General features: G+C 42.2%; 17 protein-coding genes and 1 riboswitch. Of the genes, 14 read left to right on the forward strand and 3 right to left on the reverse strand.

Features of this window, described 5'->3' with window-relative positions; genetic code table 11:
* The first annotated feature begins 7 nt into the window (after positions 1 to 7).
* The 11 genes from DESACI_RS01160 to DESACI_RS01210 all read left to right on the forward strand — a co-directional run bounded on the left by DESACI_RS01160 (position 8) and on the right by DESACI_RS01210 (position 10,727).
* Positions 8 to 313: a hypothetical protein gene (locus DESACI_RS01160; RefSeq protein WP_041275927.1), complete on the forward strand. Its 306-nt coding sequence runs from the start codon at positions 8 to 10 to the stop codon at positions 311 to 313.
* A gap of 309 nt (positions 314 to 622) precedes the next feature.
* Positions 623 to 1,093 (forward strand): CtsR family transcriptional regulator, encoded by a 471-nt coding sequence (locus DESACI_RS01165; protein WP_014825324.1) that lies wholly within the window; start codon positions 623 to 625, stop codon positions 1,091 to 1,093.
* Between the two features lie 13 nt (positions 1,094 to 1,106).
* On the forward strand, positions 1,107 to 1,622 hold the full coding sequence (locus DESACI_RS01170; RefSeq protein ID WP_014825325.1) for a UvrB/UvrC motif-containing protein: 516 nt from the start codon (positions 1,107 to 1,109) through the stop codon (positions 1,620 to 1,622).
* The gene (locus tag DESACI_RS01175) at positions 1,612 to 2,652 is read left to right on the forward strand and encodes a protein arginine kinase (RefSeq protein ID WP_014825326.1); all 1,041 of its coding nucleotides are present in this window, start codon (positions 1,612 to 1,614) and stop codon (positions 2,650 to 2,652) included. Before DESACI_RS01170 ends, DESACI_RS01175 begins: the two co-directional genes overlap by 11 nt.
* Before the next feature lie 55 nt (positions 2,653 to 2,707).
* Positions 2,708 to 5,149: an ATP-dependent Clp protease ATP-binding subunit gene (locus DESACI_RS01180; protein ID WP_014825327.1), complete on the forward strand. Its 2,442-nt coding sequence runs from the start codon at positions 2,708 to 2,710 to the stop codon at positions 5,147 to 5,149.
* Positions 5,150 to 5,487: 338 nt separating this feature from the next.
* Entirely contained in the window at positions 5,488 to 6,093 is a 606-nt protein-coding gene (locus DESACI_RS01185) for a DUF6789 family protein (RefSeq protein WP_014825328.1), read from the forward strand.
* A gap of 239 nt (positions 6,094 to 6,332) precedes the next feature.
* Entirely contained in the window at positions 6,333 to 7,721 is a 1,389-nt protein-coding gene (gene radA / locus DESACI_RS01190; protein ID WP_174270329.1) for a DNA repair protein RadA, read from the forward strand.
* A 313-nt stretch (positions 7,722 to 8,034) separates the two neighbouring features.
* Positions 8,035 to 8,373 (forward strand): DsrE family protein, encoded by a 339-nt coding sequence (locus DESACI_RS01195; RefSeq protein ID WP_014825330.1) that lies wholly within the window; start codon positions 8,035 to 8,037, stop codon positions 8,371 to 8,373.
* Between the two features lie 56 nt (positions 8,374 to 8,429).
* Positions 8,430 to 9,698: a double-cubane-cluster-containing anaerobic reductase gene (locus tag DESACI_RS01200; protein ID WP_014825331.1), complete on the forward strand. Its 1,269-nt coding sequence runs from the start codon at positions 8,430 to 8,432 to the stop codon at positions 9,696 to 9,698.
* Positions 9,695 to 10,435 carry an acyl-CoA dehydratase activase gene (locus DESACI_RS01205; protein WP_014825332.1) on the forward strand — a complete coding sequence of 247 codons (741 nt, stop codon included), beginning with the start codon at positions 9,695 to 9,697 and terminating at the stop codon, positions 10,433 to 10,435. The genes DESACI_RS01200 and DESACI_RS01205 overlap by 4 nt, the downstream gene beginning before the upstream one ends.
* Positions 10,436 to 10,550: 115 nt before the next feature.
* The gene (locus tag DESACI_RS01210; protein ID WP_014825333.1) at positions 10,551 to 10,727 is read left to right on the forward strand and encodes a rubredoxin; all 177 of its coding nucleotides are present in this window, start codon (positions 10,551 to 10,553) and stop codon (positions 10,725 to 10,727) included.
* Between the two features lie 42 nt (positions 10,728 to 10,769).
* Here DESACI_RS01210 and DESACI_RS22920 read toward each other — a convergent pair whose 3' ends face one another.
* Both DESACI_RS22920 and DESACI_RS22925 read right to left on the reverse strand, forming a co-directional pair.
* Positions 10,770 to 11,099, reverse strand: a complete 330-nt coding sequence (locus DESACI_RS22920) for an ATP-binding protein (RefSeq protein ID WP_083845530.1) — start codon at positions 11,097 to 11,099, stop codon at positions 10,770 to 10,772.
* Positions 11,032 to 12,579, reverse strand: coding sequence for a PAS domain-containing protein (locus tag DESACI_RS22925; protein ID WP_049804020.1), 1,548 nt, complete (start codon positions 12,577 to 12,579; stop codon positions 11,032 to 11,034). Before DESACI_RS22925 ends, DESACI_RS22920 begins: the two co-directional genes overlap by 68 nt.
* Positions 12,580 to 12,803: 224 nt before the next feature.
* On the opposite strand from DESACI_RS22925, the gene DESACI_RS01220 reads away from it, so the two are divergent.
* The 3 genes from DESACI_RS01220 to DESACI_RS01230 all read left to right on the forward strand — a co-directional run bounded on the left by DESACI_RS01220 (position 12,804) and on the right by DESACI_RS01230 (position 16,836).
* Positions 12,804 to 14,165, forward strand: a complete 1,362-nt coding sequence (locus DESACI_RS01220; protein WP_014825334.1) for an IS1182 family transposase — start codon at positions 12,804 to 12,806, stop codon at positions 14,163 to 14,165.
* A gap of 207 nt (positions 14,166 to 14,372) precedes the next feature.
* Positions 14,373 to 14,514: riboswitch (cyclic di-AMP (ydaO/yuaA leader) on the forward strand.
* A gap of 111 nt (positions 14,515 to 14,625) precedes the next feature.
* A complete protein-coding gene (locus DESACI_RS01225) occupies positions 14,626 to 15,990 on the forward strand; it encodes a citrate/2-methylcitrate synthase (RefSeq protein ID WP_014825335.1) in 1,365 nt (454 codons plus the stop codon).
* Positions 15,991 to 16,074: 84 nt separating this feature from the next.
* Positions 16,075 to 16,836 (forward strand): MerR family transcriptional regulator, encoded by a 762-nt coding sequence (locus tag DESACI_RS01230; protein ID WP_014825336.1) that lies wholly within the window; start codon positions 16,075 to 16,077, stop codon positions 16,834 to 16,836.
* 154 nt (positions 16,837 to 16,990) lie between these two features.
* Here the strand turns inward: DESACI_RS01230 and DESACI_RS01235 are convergent, their stop codons facing one another.
* Positions 16,991 to 17,953, reverse strand: coding sequence for a polysaccharide deacetylase family protein (locus DESACI_RS01235; RefSeq protein WP_014825337.1), 963 nt, complete (start codon positions 17,951 to 17,953; stop codon positions 16,991 to 16,993).
* Between the last annotated feature and the right edge of the window lie 89 nt (positions 17,954 to 18,042).

The raw sequence follows: 18,042 nt of genomic DNA on the forward strand, positions 1-18,042 counted from the left end.
TACGTTCATGAGAGAGCATAATAATATTTGGCTGAGTCCGGAAGAACTCCAACAGATGCTGCAGGGCTCTTTGCTATGGATGGATGTGGCATCACGTTCAACATCGTCTCAGATAGGGATGAGAAAACTGGGAGACCTGACCTTGCAATCACGACCGATTTTCGAAGAAACGGTTCAACTTCCCAAAACGGAGTTTTTCGAGAAAAGTGATGAAAGCAGGTGCCTGGAAGGACAGCCCGTCGTTTGGCTTCTAGCCAGTATTAGCCTTTTGACGTTGTCATCCTGGTTTTATTTTGTTTTGTTTGCCAAATGAGCATCACCAATCATGAATATAATAAGTTTTTCCTGAATTTGAAGGCCGTCTGAAAAGACGGCCTTTTTGTACTATTACCCACCATGCCACCGCGCCGCATCGTTCACTCCGCAATCCGAGGCTCGCTCACTTGCATGCGCGGGAGCTGTCATCTCAAGCTCGGCACGAGTCAAATTTTTTTGATTTTTTTAAAAAAGCCTTTGCAAATTAAGTGAAAAATGGGTATCATATAGTCAGAAGGTCAGGGAAGGTCAATGTTTAATGGGTTAGGCTTATGTGAAGATTATTGAAACAAGGAGTACATCAAATATGGGAAATCTTGCGGATCGCATAGAGGAATATCTTAAAAGAATTCTGGAACAAACGTCAGAGGGTTATATTATATTACAACGTAGTGAGCTGGCGGGAGAATTTGACTGCGTTCCATCTCAGATTAACTATGTATTGGATACTCGGTTTACCGTTGAACGGGGTTATTTAGTGGAAAGCCGCCGGGGAGGCGGAGGCTACTTGCGTATCATCCGTTTGGGATTAGGGTTGGAAGGCCAATATCAACAGGTCATGCGCCAGTTAATAGGTGATCAGCTTACGCGGGAGCGCTGCAATGGCTTAGTTGATCGATTGCTGGATGAACAAATCGTAACACCTCGAGAAGCAGCTCTGATTAAAGGGATTCTCTCGGGAGGATCTTTAAGCGGCGAGTTTAGAGATTGGGACCTGCTGCGTGCTCACTTGATGAAGAACATTTTAACCACGTTGAGCAGGGACGATTTGGTTTAAAGGGGGATTTAGTGTGCTTTGTCAGCATTGTCAACAAAGAGAAGCGAAAGTTCAAATAACGAAAACTGAAAATGGAGAGACTCATGAAGTTTATCTTTGTGAAGTCTGTGCAAAACAAGCCAAGGAAGTCAGTTTTATTTTTCATCCGGTTATCGTACCGGAGTTTCTTCAGGCTTTATTTGGTTTAAATCCGAAATTGCCGGAACAGCCTTCGGAGAAGGTTTGCCCTAAGTGCGGCATATCCTTTTCGAAAATTACCCAAGCCGGTAAGCTGGGCTGCAGTACCTGTTACGAAACCTTTGAGACACAACTGGAACCTTTGCTCCGGCGAATTCATGGCGGGGGACAGAATGTCGGTAAGATTCCAGCCAGACGGGGAATTGCTATCAAAAGCCGGTTAGAAGAACGAAAGCTTAAGGAAAAGCTTCAACTTTTAATTCAACAGGAAAACTTTGAAGAGGCTGCCCTGGTCCGGGATCAAATTCGCAAGATCGAACAGCTCAAGGGAGGGGAACAACTTGACACGTAAAGAACTGCTGCTGCAAAACAGCGCTTGGATGGTGGAATCTGATTCACCAGTTGTTATCAGCAGTCGAGTACGGCTGGCACGTAATTTGGAGAACTTTCCCTTCCCGCACGTTTTAAATACCGAAGGCGCCAGGCAGGTGGAACAAACCTTATCTCAAGTTTTTAACGATATAAATGTTGACCAAGAATCTTTACAATATATGTCCCTGACCAATCTGACCACTATTGAACAGCAGGTGCTTATTGAGAAACATTTAATCAGTCCGAGTTTGGGAGGAACCTCAGGTGCCAGCGGAGTGGCGCTCGCAAAGGATCACAAATACGCCATCATGGTCAATGAAGAAGATCATTTGAGAATTCAGGTACTTCTGCCAGGGAAACAACTCCTGGAGAGCCATCGTTTAGCAATGGCTTTAGATGATGCTTTAGAGGAAAAACTTGACTTTGCCTATCGGGAAAACCAGGGGTATCTTACCGCTTGTCCGACGAATGTTGGAACAGGTCTTAGAGCTTCGGTGATGGTCCATTTGCCGGGGTTGGTAATGACCAAACAAGTGCAGCAAGTTTTGGGAGCTTTGGCAAACTTGGGTTTAGCCATTCGGGGCTTATACGGTGAAGGATCTCAAGCCTATGGCCAGATGTTCCAGGTATCTAATCAAATCACCTTGGGGAAAAGTGAAGAGGACATTCTTACGCATTTGGAAGCAGTGACAGGACAAATCTTAGAGCATGAACTTCAGGCTCGTGACTATCTTCGTCGTCAGATGCCCTTATTTCTGGAAGACAAGGTCTGGAGAGCCCGCGGTATTTTGAAAAACGCCCGGCTGCTTACCTCAGAAGATGCCATGCAGTTATTGTCCCAAGATCGCTTGGGTACGGATATGGGAATATTGCCCAAGAACAAAGATAGTTTTGCAACGATGATTGTTGATACTCGACCAGGATGTTTGCAATATATCCTTGATCGGGAACTGGACCCCAGTCAGAGAGACGGGGAAAGAGCTCGCTTGATTCGCGAACGAACCACGTAGTTGAATAAACGAAAAAGCAGTTTTGAATTCACTTTATCTAGAAAGGATGAAAGCAATGAAAGGACGTTATACAGAACGCGCCGAGAAAGTTTTGACGATAGCCGAGAACGAAGCCAAACGCATGGGTCACAAAGTTGTAGGCACTGAACACATTTTGCTGGGGCTCATTGAAGAAGGAGAAGGAATTGCAGCTCAGGCATTGAAAGGCTTGGGTTTGGATCCGGTAAAAGTTCGAACCATGGTAGAAGAAGTCACAGGTGTAGGTCAACCTAATACCGGAACCGTGGAACTGACACCTCGGGTAAAAAGGGTCTTGGAGTTAGCCAATGAGGAAGCACATCGTCAGGATGTCAATTATATCGGGACAGAGCACATTCTTTTAGGCCTTATCATGGAAGGAGAGGGGATTGCCGCCCGAATCCTGGCTAATCTTAATGTCAATCCGGAAAGGGTTTGGAAGCAAGTAGTTAAGCTCTTAGGAGGAGAATTGGAGGAATCTCCAGTCCCACCTTCCAATTCAGGTCCGGTTTCCAAAAACGGCGGCCCAGCCAATACTCCCTCCTTAAATGAATTTGGGCGAGACCTCACCCAGCAAGCGCGTGAGGGCAGACTTGATCCGGTGATAGGCCGGGAAAAGGAAATAGAACGAGTGATCCAGGTCTTAAGCCGGCGGACAAAAAATAATCCGGCTTTAATTGGAGAGCCGGGTGTAGGGAAAACAGCTATTGCCGAAGGTTTGGCTCAAGGAATTATCAATAATAGGGTACCGGAGATTCTTATCAACAAACGGGTAATAACGCTTGATCTTTCGGCGATGGTTGCAGGCAGCAAATATCGTGGCGAATTTGAAGAACGATTGAAAAAGGTCATGGATGAAATACGGGCTGATGGAAATATTATCCTCTTTATTGATGAATTGCATACACTCATTGGAGCGGGTGCAGCCGAAGGAGCTATTGACGCAGCCAATATTTTAAAACCGGCTTTAGCCCGCGGCGAATTGCAATGTATAGGAGCCACAACATTAGAAGAATATCGTAAGTATATTGAAAAAGATTCAGCCTTGGAACGTCGTTTCCAACCTATCACAGTCAGCGAACCAACGGTTGAGGAAGCCATTTTAATTCTTCGTGGTCTGAGGGACCGTTATGAAGCTCACCACAGGGTAAAAATTACTGATGAGGCCATTGAAAGTGCCGTTCGCCTGTCCGACCGGTATGTATCCGATCGCTTCCTGCCTGATAAAGCCATTGACTTGATGGATGAAGCTGCTTCCAAAGTTCGCCTCACCAGTTATATCGCACCTCCCGACTTAAAATCCCTTGAAGGGGAAATTGAACGCCTGAAGAAGGAGAAGGAAGCAGCTGTCGCCGGTCAGGAATTTGAAAAAGCAGCCCAGTTAAGAGATTCTGAACACAAACTCAAAGAAGAACTGGCGAAACAACGGGAAGAATGGGAAAGCAAGCGCCAAAAGGAAAATTCGATGGTATTAGAGGATGATATTGCTCAGGTTGTGGCCAGCTGGACCGGTATTCCTGTCAAGAAATTAGCTCAGGCTGAAAGCGAACGCCTCCTGAACCTAGAGGAAATTCTTCACAAAAGAGTGATTGGACAAGATGATGCCGTGACTGCCGTTGCCCGGGCAGTTCGCCGAGCGCGCGCAGGCTTAAAAGATCCCAAGCGTCCCATTGGCTCATTCATTTTCCTTGGCCCCACAGGTGTTGGAAAAACAGAACTTGGTCGTTCTTTAGCTGAGGCGATGTTTGGAGATGAAAAAGCTTTAATTCGCATTGATATGTCGGAATATATGGAGAAGCATGCAGTCTCTCGTTTGGTAGGAGCTCCTCCGGGATATGTTGGACATGACGAAGGCGGACAACTCACGGAAGCCGTAAGAAGAAAACCCTACAGTGTTATTTTGCTGGACGAAATTGAAAAAGCCCATCCCGAGGTGTTTAATATTTTGCTTCAAGTGCTGGAAGATGGACGGCTTACGGACACCAAAGGGAGAACTGTTGATTTCCGCAATACGGTGATTATCATGACCTCCAACGTCGGTTCCTCCTTCTTACGCAAGGAAGCCATGGGGTTTGCTGCTCAGAAAGATGAGAAAACAGAGTACAAAAACATGCGCGGTCAGGTCATGGAGGAGTTAAAACGAACGTTCCGTCCTGAGTTTCTGAATCGTATTGATGAGCTTGTGGTGTTCCATTCCTTGAAGAAAGAACATTTGGCGAAAATCACGGAAATTCTTGCTCTGCAAATGAATAAACGTTTGAAAGAGTACGGGTTGGAACTTCAAATCGATTCCAGCGTAATTGAACTCATTGCCAAGGAAGGTAATGATCCTACCTTTGGAGCACGACCATTGCGCAGATCAATCCAACGTTTAATTGAAGATGCATTATCTGAGAAGATTCTTCAAGGAGAATTCAAAGTTGGAGATAAAATCTGTGCCCAGGCGGAGCAGGATAAGATAATCTTTACTAAATGTTAATTAGTTAAAAGAACTTTAAATTAATTAAGGTTTGTAATTCGTGTTGAATTGCAAGCATAAAACGTTTGTAACATGACAAACTAATTTAGATACGTGAGGTTGTAACGTAAGATTACAGCCTCACTTTTATTTTATTAGAGTGTATAACTCTCGGTTAAATACGAGAAGAGTTAATACATGCTAAGACAGTGTCTTCGAGCACCAGATGAGTTTTTTTATTCATAGAAGAATAGTTATGCCTCTTGTTAACTATTAACATCGGTGATAAATAGTGGCTAAATTTATATGAACGAAGTGAACATACTAAACTTACTAAATTAATCAAGGAGGCGTCTATAATGTTCTTGAGAGCAATAAGTTTAGCAAGTAGTCTTCGTAATAGACTAGGCAAGACACAAGACTCTATTCTGACCGGATTATTGGGAGGGTTCATAGGTACAGTCTTTATGGACTTATCTAATGAATTGATCTTCAGGGCAGGGAAAACAGAGGGGCGTTATGCCACAACGGCCGGTCAAATGTTCGTAAGTCCTTTGAGAACAAAACAAAAAAAGAATTTTGTTTTAGGGGAGATATTACATTTGGCCACAGGTTCGATTTTTGGCCTTCCCTTAATGTTTATTTTAAAGAAGACAGGAAAAGATCATTCTGTGGCCAAAGGGTTAGTTACGTCTATTTTATCATGGGGCGTTCTATATACAGGGGGACAAAAAATAGGCTTATATAAAAAGAACCGTTTGACGAAATCTCACTATTCGGCAATGTTTAATAACGTAATTTACGGGGTTACCGCTGCCAAAACCATGATAACCATAGCTGATCCCGCTATTTTTGAAAACCGAAAACAGAAAAACTCCAATACCTTTAATTCAAAAGGTGAGTACAATTATCTAATTGGCACGAATATGAATACCGATCAGGAAACTCCAACCTATCTGCATTAAAATTTTGATTAAATAAAGTAAACAAAGCCGAGTCACCCACATTAAAAAGTATTAGCGCCTGTGAATATTGAAGGTTAAAAAGGGACGGGGGTGTTCCCTCTTTAACCTTTGAAATAATGCATTATAATAAGAGTGAGATTATGCTAGTCTTAGGAATTCATAGAAACAGGCTGGGAAATTATGCGCGCTCAGGGTTTGAAAGCCTGCAAACAGATCGGATCACAGAAGTGAGGTTGGTTATGAAAGTTAAGATTATTTATCGATGTTCGAGTTGTGGCAGCGAAAGCCCAAAGTGGTTAGGAAAATGCCCGAATTGTGAAGAATGGAACACCTTTGAAGAACTAGTTAGTCAACCGATAGTGGAAAAACAAAGCGTGAAACGGGCGATTTCCGTCAAGAAGTTATCGGACGTTTTAGCAGGCAATAGTGACAGAATCGTTACCGGCATTCTTGAATTTAACCGAGTCCTGGGCGGAGGAATTGTTAAAGATTCTATCATTATACTCACAGCCAGACCGGGAGCAGGAAAGTCAACCTTGCTTTTACAGGTGGCTGATGATGTCGCCTCTCAGGGTTATAAGGTGCTCTATGCCTCGGCAGAAGAGAGTGATGCTCAAATTAAAAAACGAGCAGACAGAATTTTAAACGGAAGCAACCACAACATTTGGGTATACTCCGATACAAGTATGGATCATGTCTTGCAGGCGGTAGATGAATTAGACCCAGATTTAATTATTATAGACAGCATTCAAACCTTCACTTTGGAAGAACATCATTCACGTCCCGGTTCTCCTATTCAGACTATGGGGTGCGCCAATGAACTTCTGAAAATTGCCAAGAATAATGAGCGTCCCAGGGCAGTTATTATGGTAGGACAGATGACAAAGGAAGATGAAATTGCCGGGTTACGGGCCTTGGAGCACCTAGTTGACGCAGTGTTAATTTTAAATGGAGAAAATGGCGAAGAATTACGGGGAGCCTGGTGCTCGAAAAACAGGTTCGGGAGTACGGGAGAAATGGGCTTTTTCTCTATGACCGAAAAAGGGATGCTTTCCATTGATAATCCTTCTGAGTTCTTTATGACTCAGAGGTCGGAAGGGCAAATCGTTTCCGGGAGCGCTTTAGCGGTTATCAAAGAGGGGACACGTCCTATCATTGTGGAGGTTGAAAGTCTTGTTTCAAGATCCTTTACTCCCTATCCCTCAAGAATTGCCGAATGTCTAAGGCGTGATCAGCTAAATACTTTAATCTCAATTCTCGAGCAGCGGGGGAAGATAAACCTCTACGATAAAAACGTGGTGATCAAAACTACGGGGGGACTTCAACTTAAAGAACAAGCGGTTAATTTGGCAATTATTATGTGTATTGTATCTTCAGTCAAGGATAAAGCAATTCCTAATGACACAGTGTTTGTAGCTGACGTAGGATTGACAGGAGAGCTTAAGAAGGTCCCGGCCATTGAAGCTAGGATTCGGGAAATTGACCGCATGGGATTCAGGCGCGTTTATGTACCAAGAAATACTGTGCGAGAACCGTCGAGATTCAAAAACCTGGAGATTGTTGAGCTAAATACGCTCTACGATGTAATATTAGATTTAAATATGAAGGCCGGGGAACAATATGCCTGATTTTTAAGCCAGTTCCTAATGATTGGTGGCTTGGGTACGAAGTGCCGGCCAAGTTTTGTTAATATTTCTGAAGTAAGCCAGAATGCATCTTATAATGCGCTGGCTTTTTTGCGCTATTAGAAAGAATAACCTTCGGTTGTATACAGCAAGAAGAGTTAATACGTGCGGAGACAGTGCCTTCGGGCGCCCGCCAAGTTTTCGTTATCTGTGAGAATCCCTAGTAAGGGCGAAAAAGGGAAATAGAATTACACTTCCATCCATAGATTTTTAGTGATAATATATAATAAGTATATAGTTATGAGGGGGGAACATAATGTCTTTCACTTATTTTGTCAGCTCGGATACAATCGGGCACCAGGATCCAGAATTAGGTAAACGTTTGATGCACAGTTTCTTTTTGAAGCTTGCGGAGGCGGTCGAAAAACCATCTCATATTGTTTTTCTGGAAAAAGGAGTGCATCTTTTGCTGCCGGAATTTACGGCCTTTGATGCTTTGGAGATTCTGGAAAGAGACTGGGGTGTAACCTTGTTGGCTTGTGTGACTTGTTTGGATTATTACGGTATCAAGGATAAAATCAAGGTTGGTAAAGTATCGACTATGTCGGAGATTATTGCTGTAATGCACGAAAGCGATAAAGTAATACATATTTAGGACAAAGCTTTTTAATTAATTTATTTGGAAAGAAAATTAGGAGGAGAAGAGGAACAATGGATAACAGAGAACTATGGACTGCCTTGGGTATGGATTTAGAGAAACACGATGATTTTTTAGCTCCTGTCCCGGCGCTATTCACAAGCCTGTTTTTAGAACGTCCTAATCGGCCCAAAGCAATGGGATATTTTGATGCAGTTGTCGGAGATGTACACGGTATTCGGGTGCATGAACTTTATGCCAAAAAGCAAGCCGGAATGAAAGTGTTTTCAACGTTTTGTGTTTATGTTCCAGAGGAAATCGTTGTCGCAACAGGAAGTGTCAGTATCGGTTTATGTGCCGGGGCCCAGTATACGGTTTCTTCAGGGGAAAAGGTCTTACCCCGGAATCTTTGCCCTCTGATTAAGTCTACGATGGGTTTTAAACTCGATCGAATTTGCCCCTATTTTCAGGTCTCTGATTGGGTTATTGGGGAGACCACTTGCGACGGCAAAAAGAAGGCGTGGGAAATTCTTAATGAGCACATCCCCACCTATGTGATGGAACTTCCACAAAAGAAAGAAGCCAAAGACGTTTCTCTCTGGGAAGAAGAAGTTCGAGAATTTGCTTCTTTTATTGAACGTGAGACTAAAGTAAAACTAACTGCTGAGAATCTCGCTCAGGGAATTCAGACGATCAACAATAAACGGCGAGCCCTTCAAAGACTGGCGGATTTGAGAAAACATAAGCCGGCGCCGATTCATGGTTTAGATGTCCTCTTAATCAACCAGCTCTCTTTCTTCGATGATCCCGTTCGCTTTGCGGCTCAAGTTAATGCATTATGCGATGAACTGGAAGAGAGAACTAAAGAGGGAATCGGTGTCGCACCGACTGATGCGCCAAGAATTCTGGTGACGGGAACTCCCCAGCCGCTTCCGGCCTGGAAACTTCACGCCTTAATTGAACAAGCGGGGGCTGTAGTAGTCGGAGAAGAAACCTGTACAGGGGAGCGTTATTATAAGGATGTCACTGAGCCGGCGGATAACGTAAGCGATATGCTTTCGAATATTGCCAAACGTCCTCTAAAGGTAAATTGTGCTTGTTTTACTCCAAATCATGGACGCTTTGAAGATATTGCTCACATGGCTGAAAACTTAAAAGCAGATGCTGTGATTGATTTCTCTCTTCAATTCTGTCAGCCCTATGGAGTGGAAAGTTATTTTGTGGGTAAAGAAATGGAGAAAAAACAAATCCCTTATCTTCGTCTGGAGAGCGACTTTTCAGAAGAGGATCAAGGACAACTCTTAACTCGGATTGAAGCTTTAATCGAGATGATTCGCGCATGAAGCAAGCGGGGTTAGATCTCGGCTCGGTTAATACAAAGCTCGTCGTCTTAGAAAATGGGGAACAGATTTACCGGCAAGTTATCCCCTCTCGATTCGATTCGGTACAGGCAGGTATTATTTTACTTAAATCTTATGTAGAGGAGCAGGGAGAAAAACCCGAGAAGCTTGTGGTCACGGGGTATGGACGGGTAAACTTTCCCGAAGGGCGGGTAATCACTGAAATCTCTTGTCAGGGCAGAGGTTGTCATCATTATTTTCCTGATTATGAGCTAATTCTTGATTTAGGAGGCCAGGATGCTAAAGTCATCAGGAAAAATAGACAAGGCAAGGTTATTCAGTTTATTATGAATGATAAGTGTGCTGCCGGAACCGGGCGCTTTTTGGATGTTATCCTCAAGGGATTAGATCTGACGACGGAGGAATTGAGTTTAGCGGCAGAAGCGACTCCAATGCCTATTAATTCCATGTGCACGGTGTTTGCTGAATCGGAAGTAATTACCATGCTGGCGAAAGGAACTCCTAAACCTGAAGTCATTGCCGGGCTTTTCAAAAGTACAGCTAAACGTCTTGCTAATTTTGTCGAGTCAGTAGGGCATCCTGACCCTCTGATTTTCACAGGTGGGGGCGCTCATTATGATCTTCTGGTCCGCTTCCTCGAAAGAGAGTTAAAGGTGAATATTGTGATTCCCCCGGAACCAGAACTCACCGCGGCTTTTGGTGCCGCCCTGCTCGCCTGACCATAGGAAAAGATAGCACTTGCCTTGCTGGCGGGTGCTATCTTTTCTGTACATGAATTATATTATGCAATTAATCTTATTTAGTGATAAAATTAAATTAGGAAGGTGAGAAGATATGAGTGAAGAGTGTAAAATGTGGCAATGCCAAATGCAAAGTTGTGGTTATATCTATAATTCTGAAAAGGGTTGTAAGAAAAGTAAAATATCTGCGGGTGTACCTTTTGAAGAGCTGCCAGACACCTGGAAATGTCCATTATGCGGTGCCAGCAAGAAAGCGTTTAAACCGGTGTAAGCTTAGTATAAGACAATCATAAAGTAAGAATATCAACGAAGTTCATAAATGCTTTTTGCAAGAGTCTTTAAAACGAACAATAAATCTTGTGCCGGTAGGGGAAGAGGTTACCTCAATTTTAGCATTATGCCGTTCGGCAATATTGAAACAAGTCGATAGGCCAATACCTGTTCCGCCTTCTTTCGTTGTTTGAAAAGGGGTGCCTAAACGTTCCAAGATTACCTGACTGATGCCCGATCCCTGATCCAGTACCTCCAGTGCAATACTATCTCCTGTTTGATATGTTTTTAGAGTTAAAGTCCCTTTAGGCTGCATTGCTTCGGAAGCCGTTTCTGGTGAGATTAAGAATAAGCTGCCGAATTTCACGTTCATCTACCATCAGTTCAGGGACTTCCTCCGTTTCGAGTACAACGAGTTTGTCTTGGTTAGTAGCATCTGCCATGATGAGTGGGTATAAAGAGTCTACTAGGTGGTTGAGTTTTATTCGTGTCAGCGGCTTACTATTTGATTTCGCCACAGATAAGAATTCATTGAGAATACTATTTGCCCGATCAAGTTCACTAATCATGAGATCAAAATACTCTGTGTTTTCCTTAGTTATGTCCCTGCTCTTTAAGATTTGCAGAAAGCCGCGGACAGTTGTCATTGGATTGCGAACCTCATGGGCAATGCTTGCTGCCAGCTCTCCTACGAGATTTAACCTGTCTAAACGGGCTATTTCCTCTTCGGCAAGCTTGCGCTTGGTGATATCCAGGAGCTGCATGAGAAATAATTGTGTTCCGTCAAAGTCCTCGAAAGGATGCTGGTACACCTCATAGATAGCATCTCTTATAACACATTGCCATTGAATTGGGCCGGTTGCTTCTTCATTCAACCCCATACGACAGTAATCACAAGGCATCTCTCTGTTAAAGAGGAGTTCGTGGCATTTTCGGTTTTCCGGTTCGCCATGAATCTCCTTAAATTTCTGATTGGCAAAAAGAATTTTCCCTTCAAAGGTTCGCAAATAGACTAAACCGGGGAGCCCATTTAAAATCCCATAGAGACGTTTCCGCTCATCATCTAAAGATTTCTCTAAATTCTTCTGATCGGATATATCTCTAAAATAAACGGAAAGGCCTCCCGGAGATGGATATACGTTAACCCTGACCCAACTTCGCGTTAGGACAGAGAAGGCTTCAAAATAGATATGCCTTTGAGTGATTTTTGCCTCTGTAAATTTTAGGAAATATAAGTCATCCGCTTCAGGAAAGACATCCCAATAATATTTTCCTAGGGTTATTTCGTTCTTGAATGTTGAAAATAGCTGGGCGGCAGAATTATTAAAATATACAAATTGCCACTTGTTATCTAGAACATAAAAGTAATCTGAAATATTATGAAAGATATTATAGATTTTAACATCACGTTTTTCAGAAACGCTGTTAATCATAATCCTATCTTCGGCAGCCGGGCAAGCAATGGCGTAGATAACTTGATCCTTAATAATGGGGATCAGCATCCAGGAGAATCGCTGATAGCTGCCGTCAGGAAGATGATAACGATTCATGAACCCATGGATATGGTTTCCTTGAATTGCTTCTTTAACGGCTTGAATTGAAAGTTCCTGATCATCAGGATGAACAAATTGCAGAATGATTTCTTGCGCTGTTTTATTCTTGAAATTTTCCGGAGTTAATCCAAGGAGAGATGGCAAAACAGGATTACTGTATTTGATATGTCCGTCCAAATAATTAATAATAAACACATAATTAAAATTCAAAAAAACATTTTTAAGCTTATTAAGCTCTTCTGGTGAAACCTCTGAAATAGAAACATTCAAACCCAAACCCGACTTGTGATTAATTTTCATCGTATCAACTGCCCTTATGTCAAAAGTATTTGCATAAAAAAGAGTTCTACAAATTAATCCTAATACCTTTATAATAACTATTATTTAATTGGATGAGTTAGTTTCATAATTCATACCCCTTGATATAAGCGGGCTTTTTACCCGTAAAAAAAGGAGTACCTCCCCAAAATCTCGAAAGTGTAAGTGACCAAACAAACACCGAGAGGTTGAAAGGAGAACTCCCAATGTTTAGTATTCGCCAAGAACGTCTATTTTCCTTGGAAGAAATCTTAGAAATGTCACCGAAAGAATCGTATCCGCTTCTATTGGATCCGCTGAATATTACTCCTTTGTTGAGAGTGGTTTCAAAAAAGGCATTTTTGGGAGCTCCAACCACGCTTAACTATTCAGCCATGATCTATTCTTTATTCATTCGAGTGATCGAACGAATTCCTACGATCAAAGATTTACGAAAACGATTAAAAAACAGCTTGGAATTCCGTTTCGACTGCGGCTTTACGATGGCTGATGCAGTTCCTAGCGAGTCCTCTTATACTCGAATGATTCAAAAAATCAAGGGTTCTTCTGCTTTGGAAAAAATTCAAAATGAACTAGTCTCTCAGGCGTTTCAAGAAGGCTTCATCGATGGGGATGTTATAGCCATCGATGCTACTCATATTGAAGCGAGAGACCGTAAACCTGAGAAAAAGAAAGACGAAGAGGTTCCAGTCAAGCAAACCTCCAAAAAACGCGGACGAAAACCCAAATCGGAACGGGAGAAATGGCTCAAAGAACAACAGGAACTGGAAGAGAATCGACCCCTCTTTGAGAAGAAAATTGAAGCTCAACTTCCTCTTGATTTCAAGACGATCGAACAGCAAATCCCGCAAGATCCTCACTGGGGAATTAAGAAAAACTCCGAGGGCAAAAACGTCTTTTGGTTCGGGTTCAAAGGTCATCTTCTCGTGGACTGTAAAAGCCAATACATTTTAAAGTCCTTACTTTCCTCGGGAAATGTCAATGATGGCAAAATGGCGATTCCTCTACTCAAGGCTCTTCATGAACTTCACCCCCAGCTGAAGCCTTCCTATTCGCTTTTGGATGCTGGTTACGATTACAGCCCAATTTACCAACAAGCAAAAGCCATGGGGTCAAGGGCCCTGATTGATTACAATCCACGCAATGAACAACTACCCGAAGACAAGGACAAATACTTTTGCCCTAAGTGTCAAGAAGGTCATTCCTACCGATATGATAGCTATGATTCCCGATACGACACGTTGAAATATACTCAACCCAAGAAGTGCAAAGAGTGTCCTCTGAAAGAAAACAACCAGTGTCAAAAGGTATTCAAGGTTAAGGTTTCCTCAGACCCCAGAAAATACACCGTTCCAGCCAGAGGAAGTGGGCGCTACTTTGAACTCTATAAACAGAGAACAGCCGTAGAACGTGTTAATGCTTATCTCAAAGAGTACTTTCAGTTAAACAACATTCGACATCGAGGAAACGTAGCCAAAATCGACTTCGAGTTTTCTATCCTGACCTATACCCTCTGCAAATTAGCCGTAGACCGATTGAACAAGTTCAAACGTATAGCTGCAGCATAAATCTTCAAAAAATGTTACTAACGAAATTCTGAAGGTCTGAGCTTTAACAATTAAACATTATGAAATTGACTCGGATAGAAAAGTAATTGGATAGAAAAGCGTTCAATGGCAATCTGATCCATAACATTGACTAAATGCGCCTCTATGTAATATAATAACAAGAAACCTAATAATTTGGTCTTAGATCGTAATTGCTTAACAATTACCTATACTGAATCGCTTAATTCTTTTGGAAGCGGAGGAACCATTTTTCTGGGGTGAATCTTTCACGGGTAATTTTCTTGTGAAAGTAGGGTTACTTTCGACCCGAATCCGTCAGCTAACTTCGTAAGCGTTAGAAGGAAAGAAAGTTGAGCTTAGCTGTTTTTGCCTAGCTTTATTTTGTTTTTGCCTTTTTCGACTTAGCTGACCCCAGACGTGTTCGTCTAGGGTTTTATTTTTTAACTCAAGGAGGATAATTATGACAAATTTTAAACAGATTGACAGGAAAATTCTTGCCGACTTAAGTAAGGTTTCTGAAAAAAACAGTTTTATTAATCCGGAATTATACAGCAAATATCAAGTCAAACGAGGACTTAGGGATTTAGATGGGAGAGGTGTTCTTGTCGGTTTAACAGAAATCGGTGAGGTGCATTCCTATATCCTGGATGAAGGTGAAATTATTCAAGTCCCGGGCCGTTTAATTTATCGGGGGTACGACATATCGGATTTGGTCAAAGGATTTACTGAGGATGACCGTTTTGGTTTCGAAGAGACCGCCTATCTGCTGCTTTTCGGACATCTTCCAAACCAGAAAGATCTAGAGGAGTTTAACCAGGTTTTGGCAGGTTATGAGAAGCTGCCTGAGGACTTTGCTCGTGATTTTATCCTGAAATCCCCCAGTAAAGATATCATGAATGCTCTTGCCAGGAGTGTTCTGGCCTTGTATTCCTTTGATACAAACCCTGACGATACATCCATTAATAATGTACTGAAACAATGTCTGCATCTGATTGCCTGTTTCCCATCCCTAGCGGTGTATGGATATCAAGCATTGTCCCATTACCATGGCAACCAAAGCCTTTTTATTCATAGTCCGCGCCCGGAATTAAGAACTGCAGAGAACATCCTGTCTATGTTAAGGCCAGATAGTAACTATACGAAACTTGAAGCCAAACTCCTTGATCTTGCTCTGGTGCTTCATGCCGAACATGGCGGCGGAAATAATTCAACCTTTGTCACTCATGTCGTAACTTCAACCGGTACCGATACCTATTCGGCAATGTCAGCAGCCATTGGCGCTCTCAAAGGCCCGAGGCATGGCGGGGCAAATATTAAGGTGGTTAGGATGTTCGAAGATATTAAAAATCAAGTTAAGGATTGGGAAGATGATGAAGAGATAGAGCGTTATCTTACTCAGATCCTCACTAAGGATGCTTTTGACCGGTCTGGGTTGATATATGGGATCGGTCACGCCGTCTATTCTATTTCGGATCCGAGAACTGTCATTCTTAAAGATTATGCTGCTAAACTGGCCCGGGAAAAGGGCTTAGACAATGAGTTTAACCTGTACACTTCGGTGGAAAGACTTGCTCCGGGAGTCATTGCTAAGTTTAATAAGATGTATAAAACAGTCAGCGCTAATATCGACTTTTATTCCGGATTTGTTTATAAAATGCTTAATATCCCGGTGGAAATGTACGCGCCAATGTTTGCTATTGCCCGTATAGCAGGTTGGAGTGCTCATCGAATTGAGGAAATCGTTAATGCCGGAAAAATTATTCGGCCGGCTTATAAAAGTGTGGCCCAAAGACAAAACTATCTTGATTTGTCAGAAAGAATCTAAATTTCGTTATAAGCAGTTTGCAAAAAACTCTTTACATTGACGTAACGTAAAGGTGTATAGTGATCTTGCCTGGAGGTGAGCAACATGGAATACACTGTGCAAAAGCTTGGTCAGTTGGCGGGTGTGAGTTCGAGAACCTTGAGATATTATGATGAAATAGGAATTCTAAAGCCGGCAAGAATTAATTCATCAGGATATCGGATTTATGGTGATTCTGAGATTAATCGACTGCAGCAAATTCTCTTTTATCGCGAGCTGGGATTAAATCTCGAAAAGATAAAGGAGATTGTAACTTCGCCTTTCTTTGATGAAGCCAAAGCACTGAGGGAACACCGTGTGCAGCTTCTGGACAAACGCAGGCAATTGGATTTATTGATAGCTAATCTTGATAAATCTATTGCCTTAAAAGAGGGGAAGATCACTATGATGGATCATGAAAAGTTTGAAGGTTTTAAGCAAAGGCTGATTGAGGATAACGAAGCAAACTATGGTCAGGAAGCACGCGAAAGGTATGGGGACAAAGCAGTTGACCAGTCTAATCAGAAAGTAAAAGGAATGACTCAAGAAGAATATAGCGCCGTTACCGGACTGGAAGCTGAGTTCAAGGAAACCATCCATGCTGCGTTTCTAACAGGAGACCCGGCAGGAGAATTAGCCCAAAGGGCCGCCGATTTACATCGCCGGTGGCTATCCTTCTTTTGGGATGGTTACAGTAAAGAAGCACATGCGGGAATCGCTCAGATGTATGTAGATGATGAACGATTTAAAGCTTACTACGATGAAAAACAGCCTGGGACTGCAGCATTTTTAAGAGAGGCAGTTCTCATTTATACAGGAATAAAATAAGTAGTATTTGAAGGAAATTAATAGACCATAAACCAATGCCGGTAAACGTCTGCTTTTATAAAAGTATTGTTTACCGGCATTTTTTATCATTTGTGATGAGAAGAATCCCATTCTCCGTAGAACCTTTAACTAGAAGGTGAGCATAGCGTTTGGTTTAGCTTTTACTTTTAACAGCACTCTTCCCCAACGTTTTTTTAGCTACGGACACAACACTTTTTTCAGAAGTACCTACTGTTCTTCCGGTTCTAATTGAGGGTGTGGTTTTTGAGACCGGAAGAGGAGTTTTCAACCAAGATATCCTTAGGGGCTCACCATTCAAAGCCTGAGTTAAGTCAGCTACACCTAAATTTTTCTTTTGAATGATGTTCATTAACTTTATAAGTTCCTGATCGAGTTCCGGTTCCCAATGTAAAAGAATAATATCTCCTGATTTCAGTTCTTTGCCGCTGCTTGTGTCAAAGATAGAGTTTTTCATTTCTGCATCCCACATCACGATATGTTTAATCCCGGAATCCTTTGCGGCTTGTCCGACTTCGGAATTGAAGTCTCCATAGGGTGGCCGCAACTCATCAGGCGGTGGTCCGTACTGGTTGAAATAATTAAGAGGTTGAGAAATTTGGCTTATTTGATCAGCCTGAGATAAATGGGTAAGAAATGGGTGGCTATAGGTATGGTCTTCAATATGTCCGCCGGCATTTACGAATTCGTGCCAGAACTCAGTATGCTTTTCGGCAGCCTGTTCTATTAGATAGGTGGTTATTGGCAGATGATATTGTTTCATAAGGTTTAAGACATTTTGGTTAGGATACCAGCCGTCGTCAATCGTGATATATACAACTGGTTGAGTTACCGGAAGTTCGTAGATTACGTCAATTGGCCCAGCAGAAATCGTAGAGGGACTGAGTTGGGACACTGATTCGGAACTCTTGTTATTCAAAGACCTATTGGATAATGAGTTTGCAGGTTGAGGAATATTAGGTGTTGTACTAGGTTTATGATAGAAAGTTTTCAAGGATAGGCCAATAACTATAGCTAAAAGTAACAGACCAAGACGAAAGTAGTTTAATAGGTATTTATTGAAAACAGGCTTTTTGGAACTTGTTTTAACGTCTAACATGTTGACTTCATCTTCTCCTTAAGGTTCCTCTGCATTTCCTTTATTTCGACAATTACATAATATATCCTCTATAAAAATTTGTGGATCGA

The organism is Desulfosporosinus acidiphilus SJ4, from assembly GCF_000255115.2.
In the GTDB taxonomy this organism is placed as follows: domain Bacteria; phylum Bacillota; class Desulfitobacteriia; order Desulfitobacteriales; family Desulfitobacteriaceae; genus Desulfosporosinus; species Desulfosporosinus acidiphilus.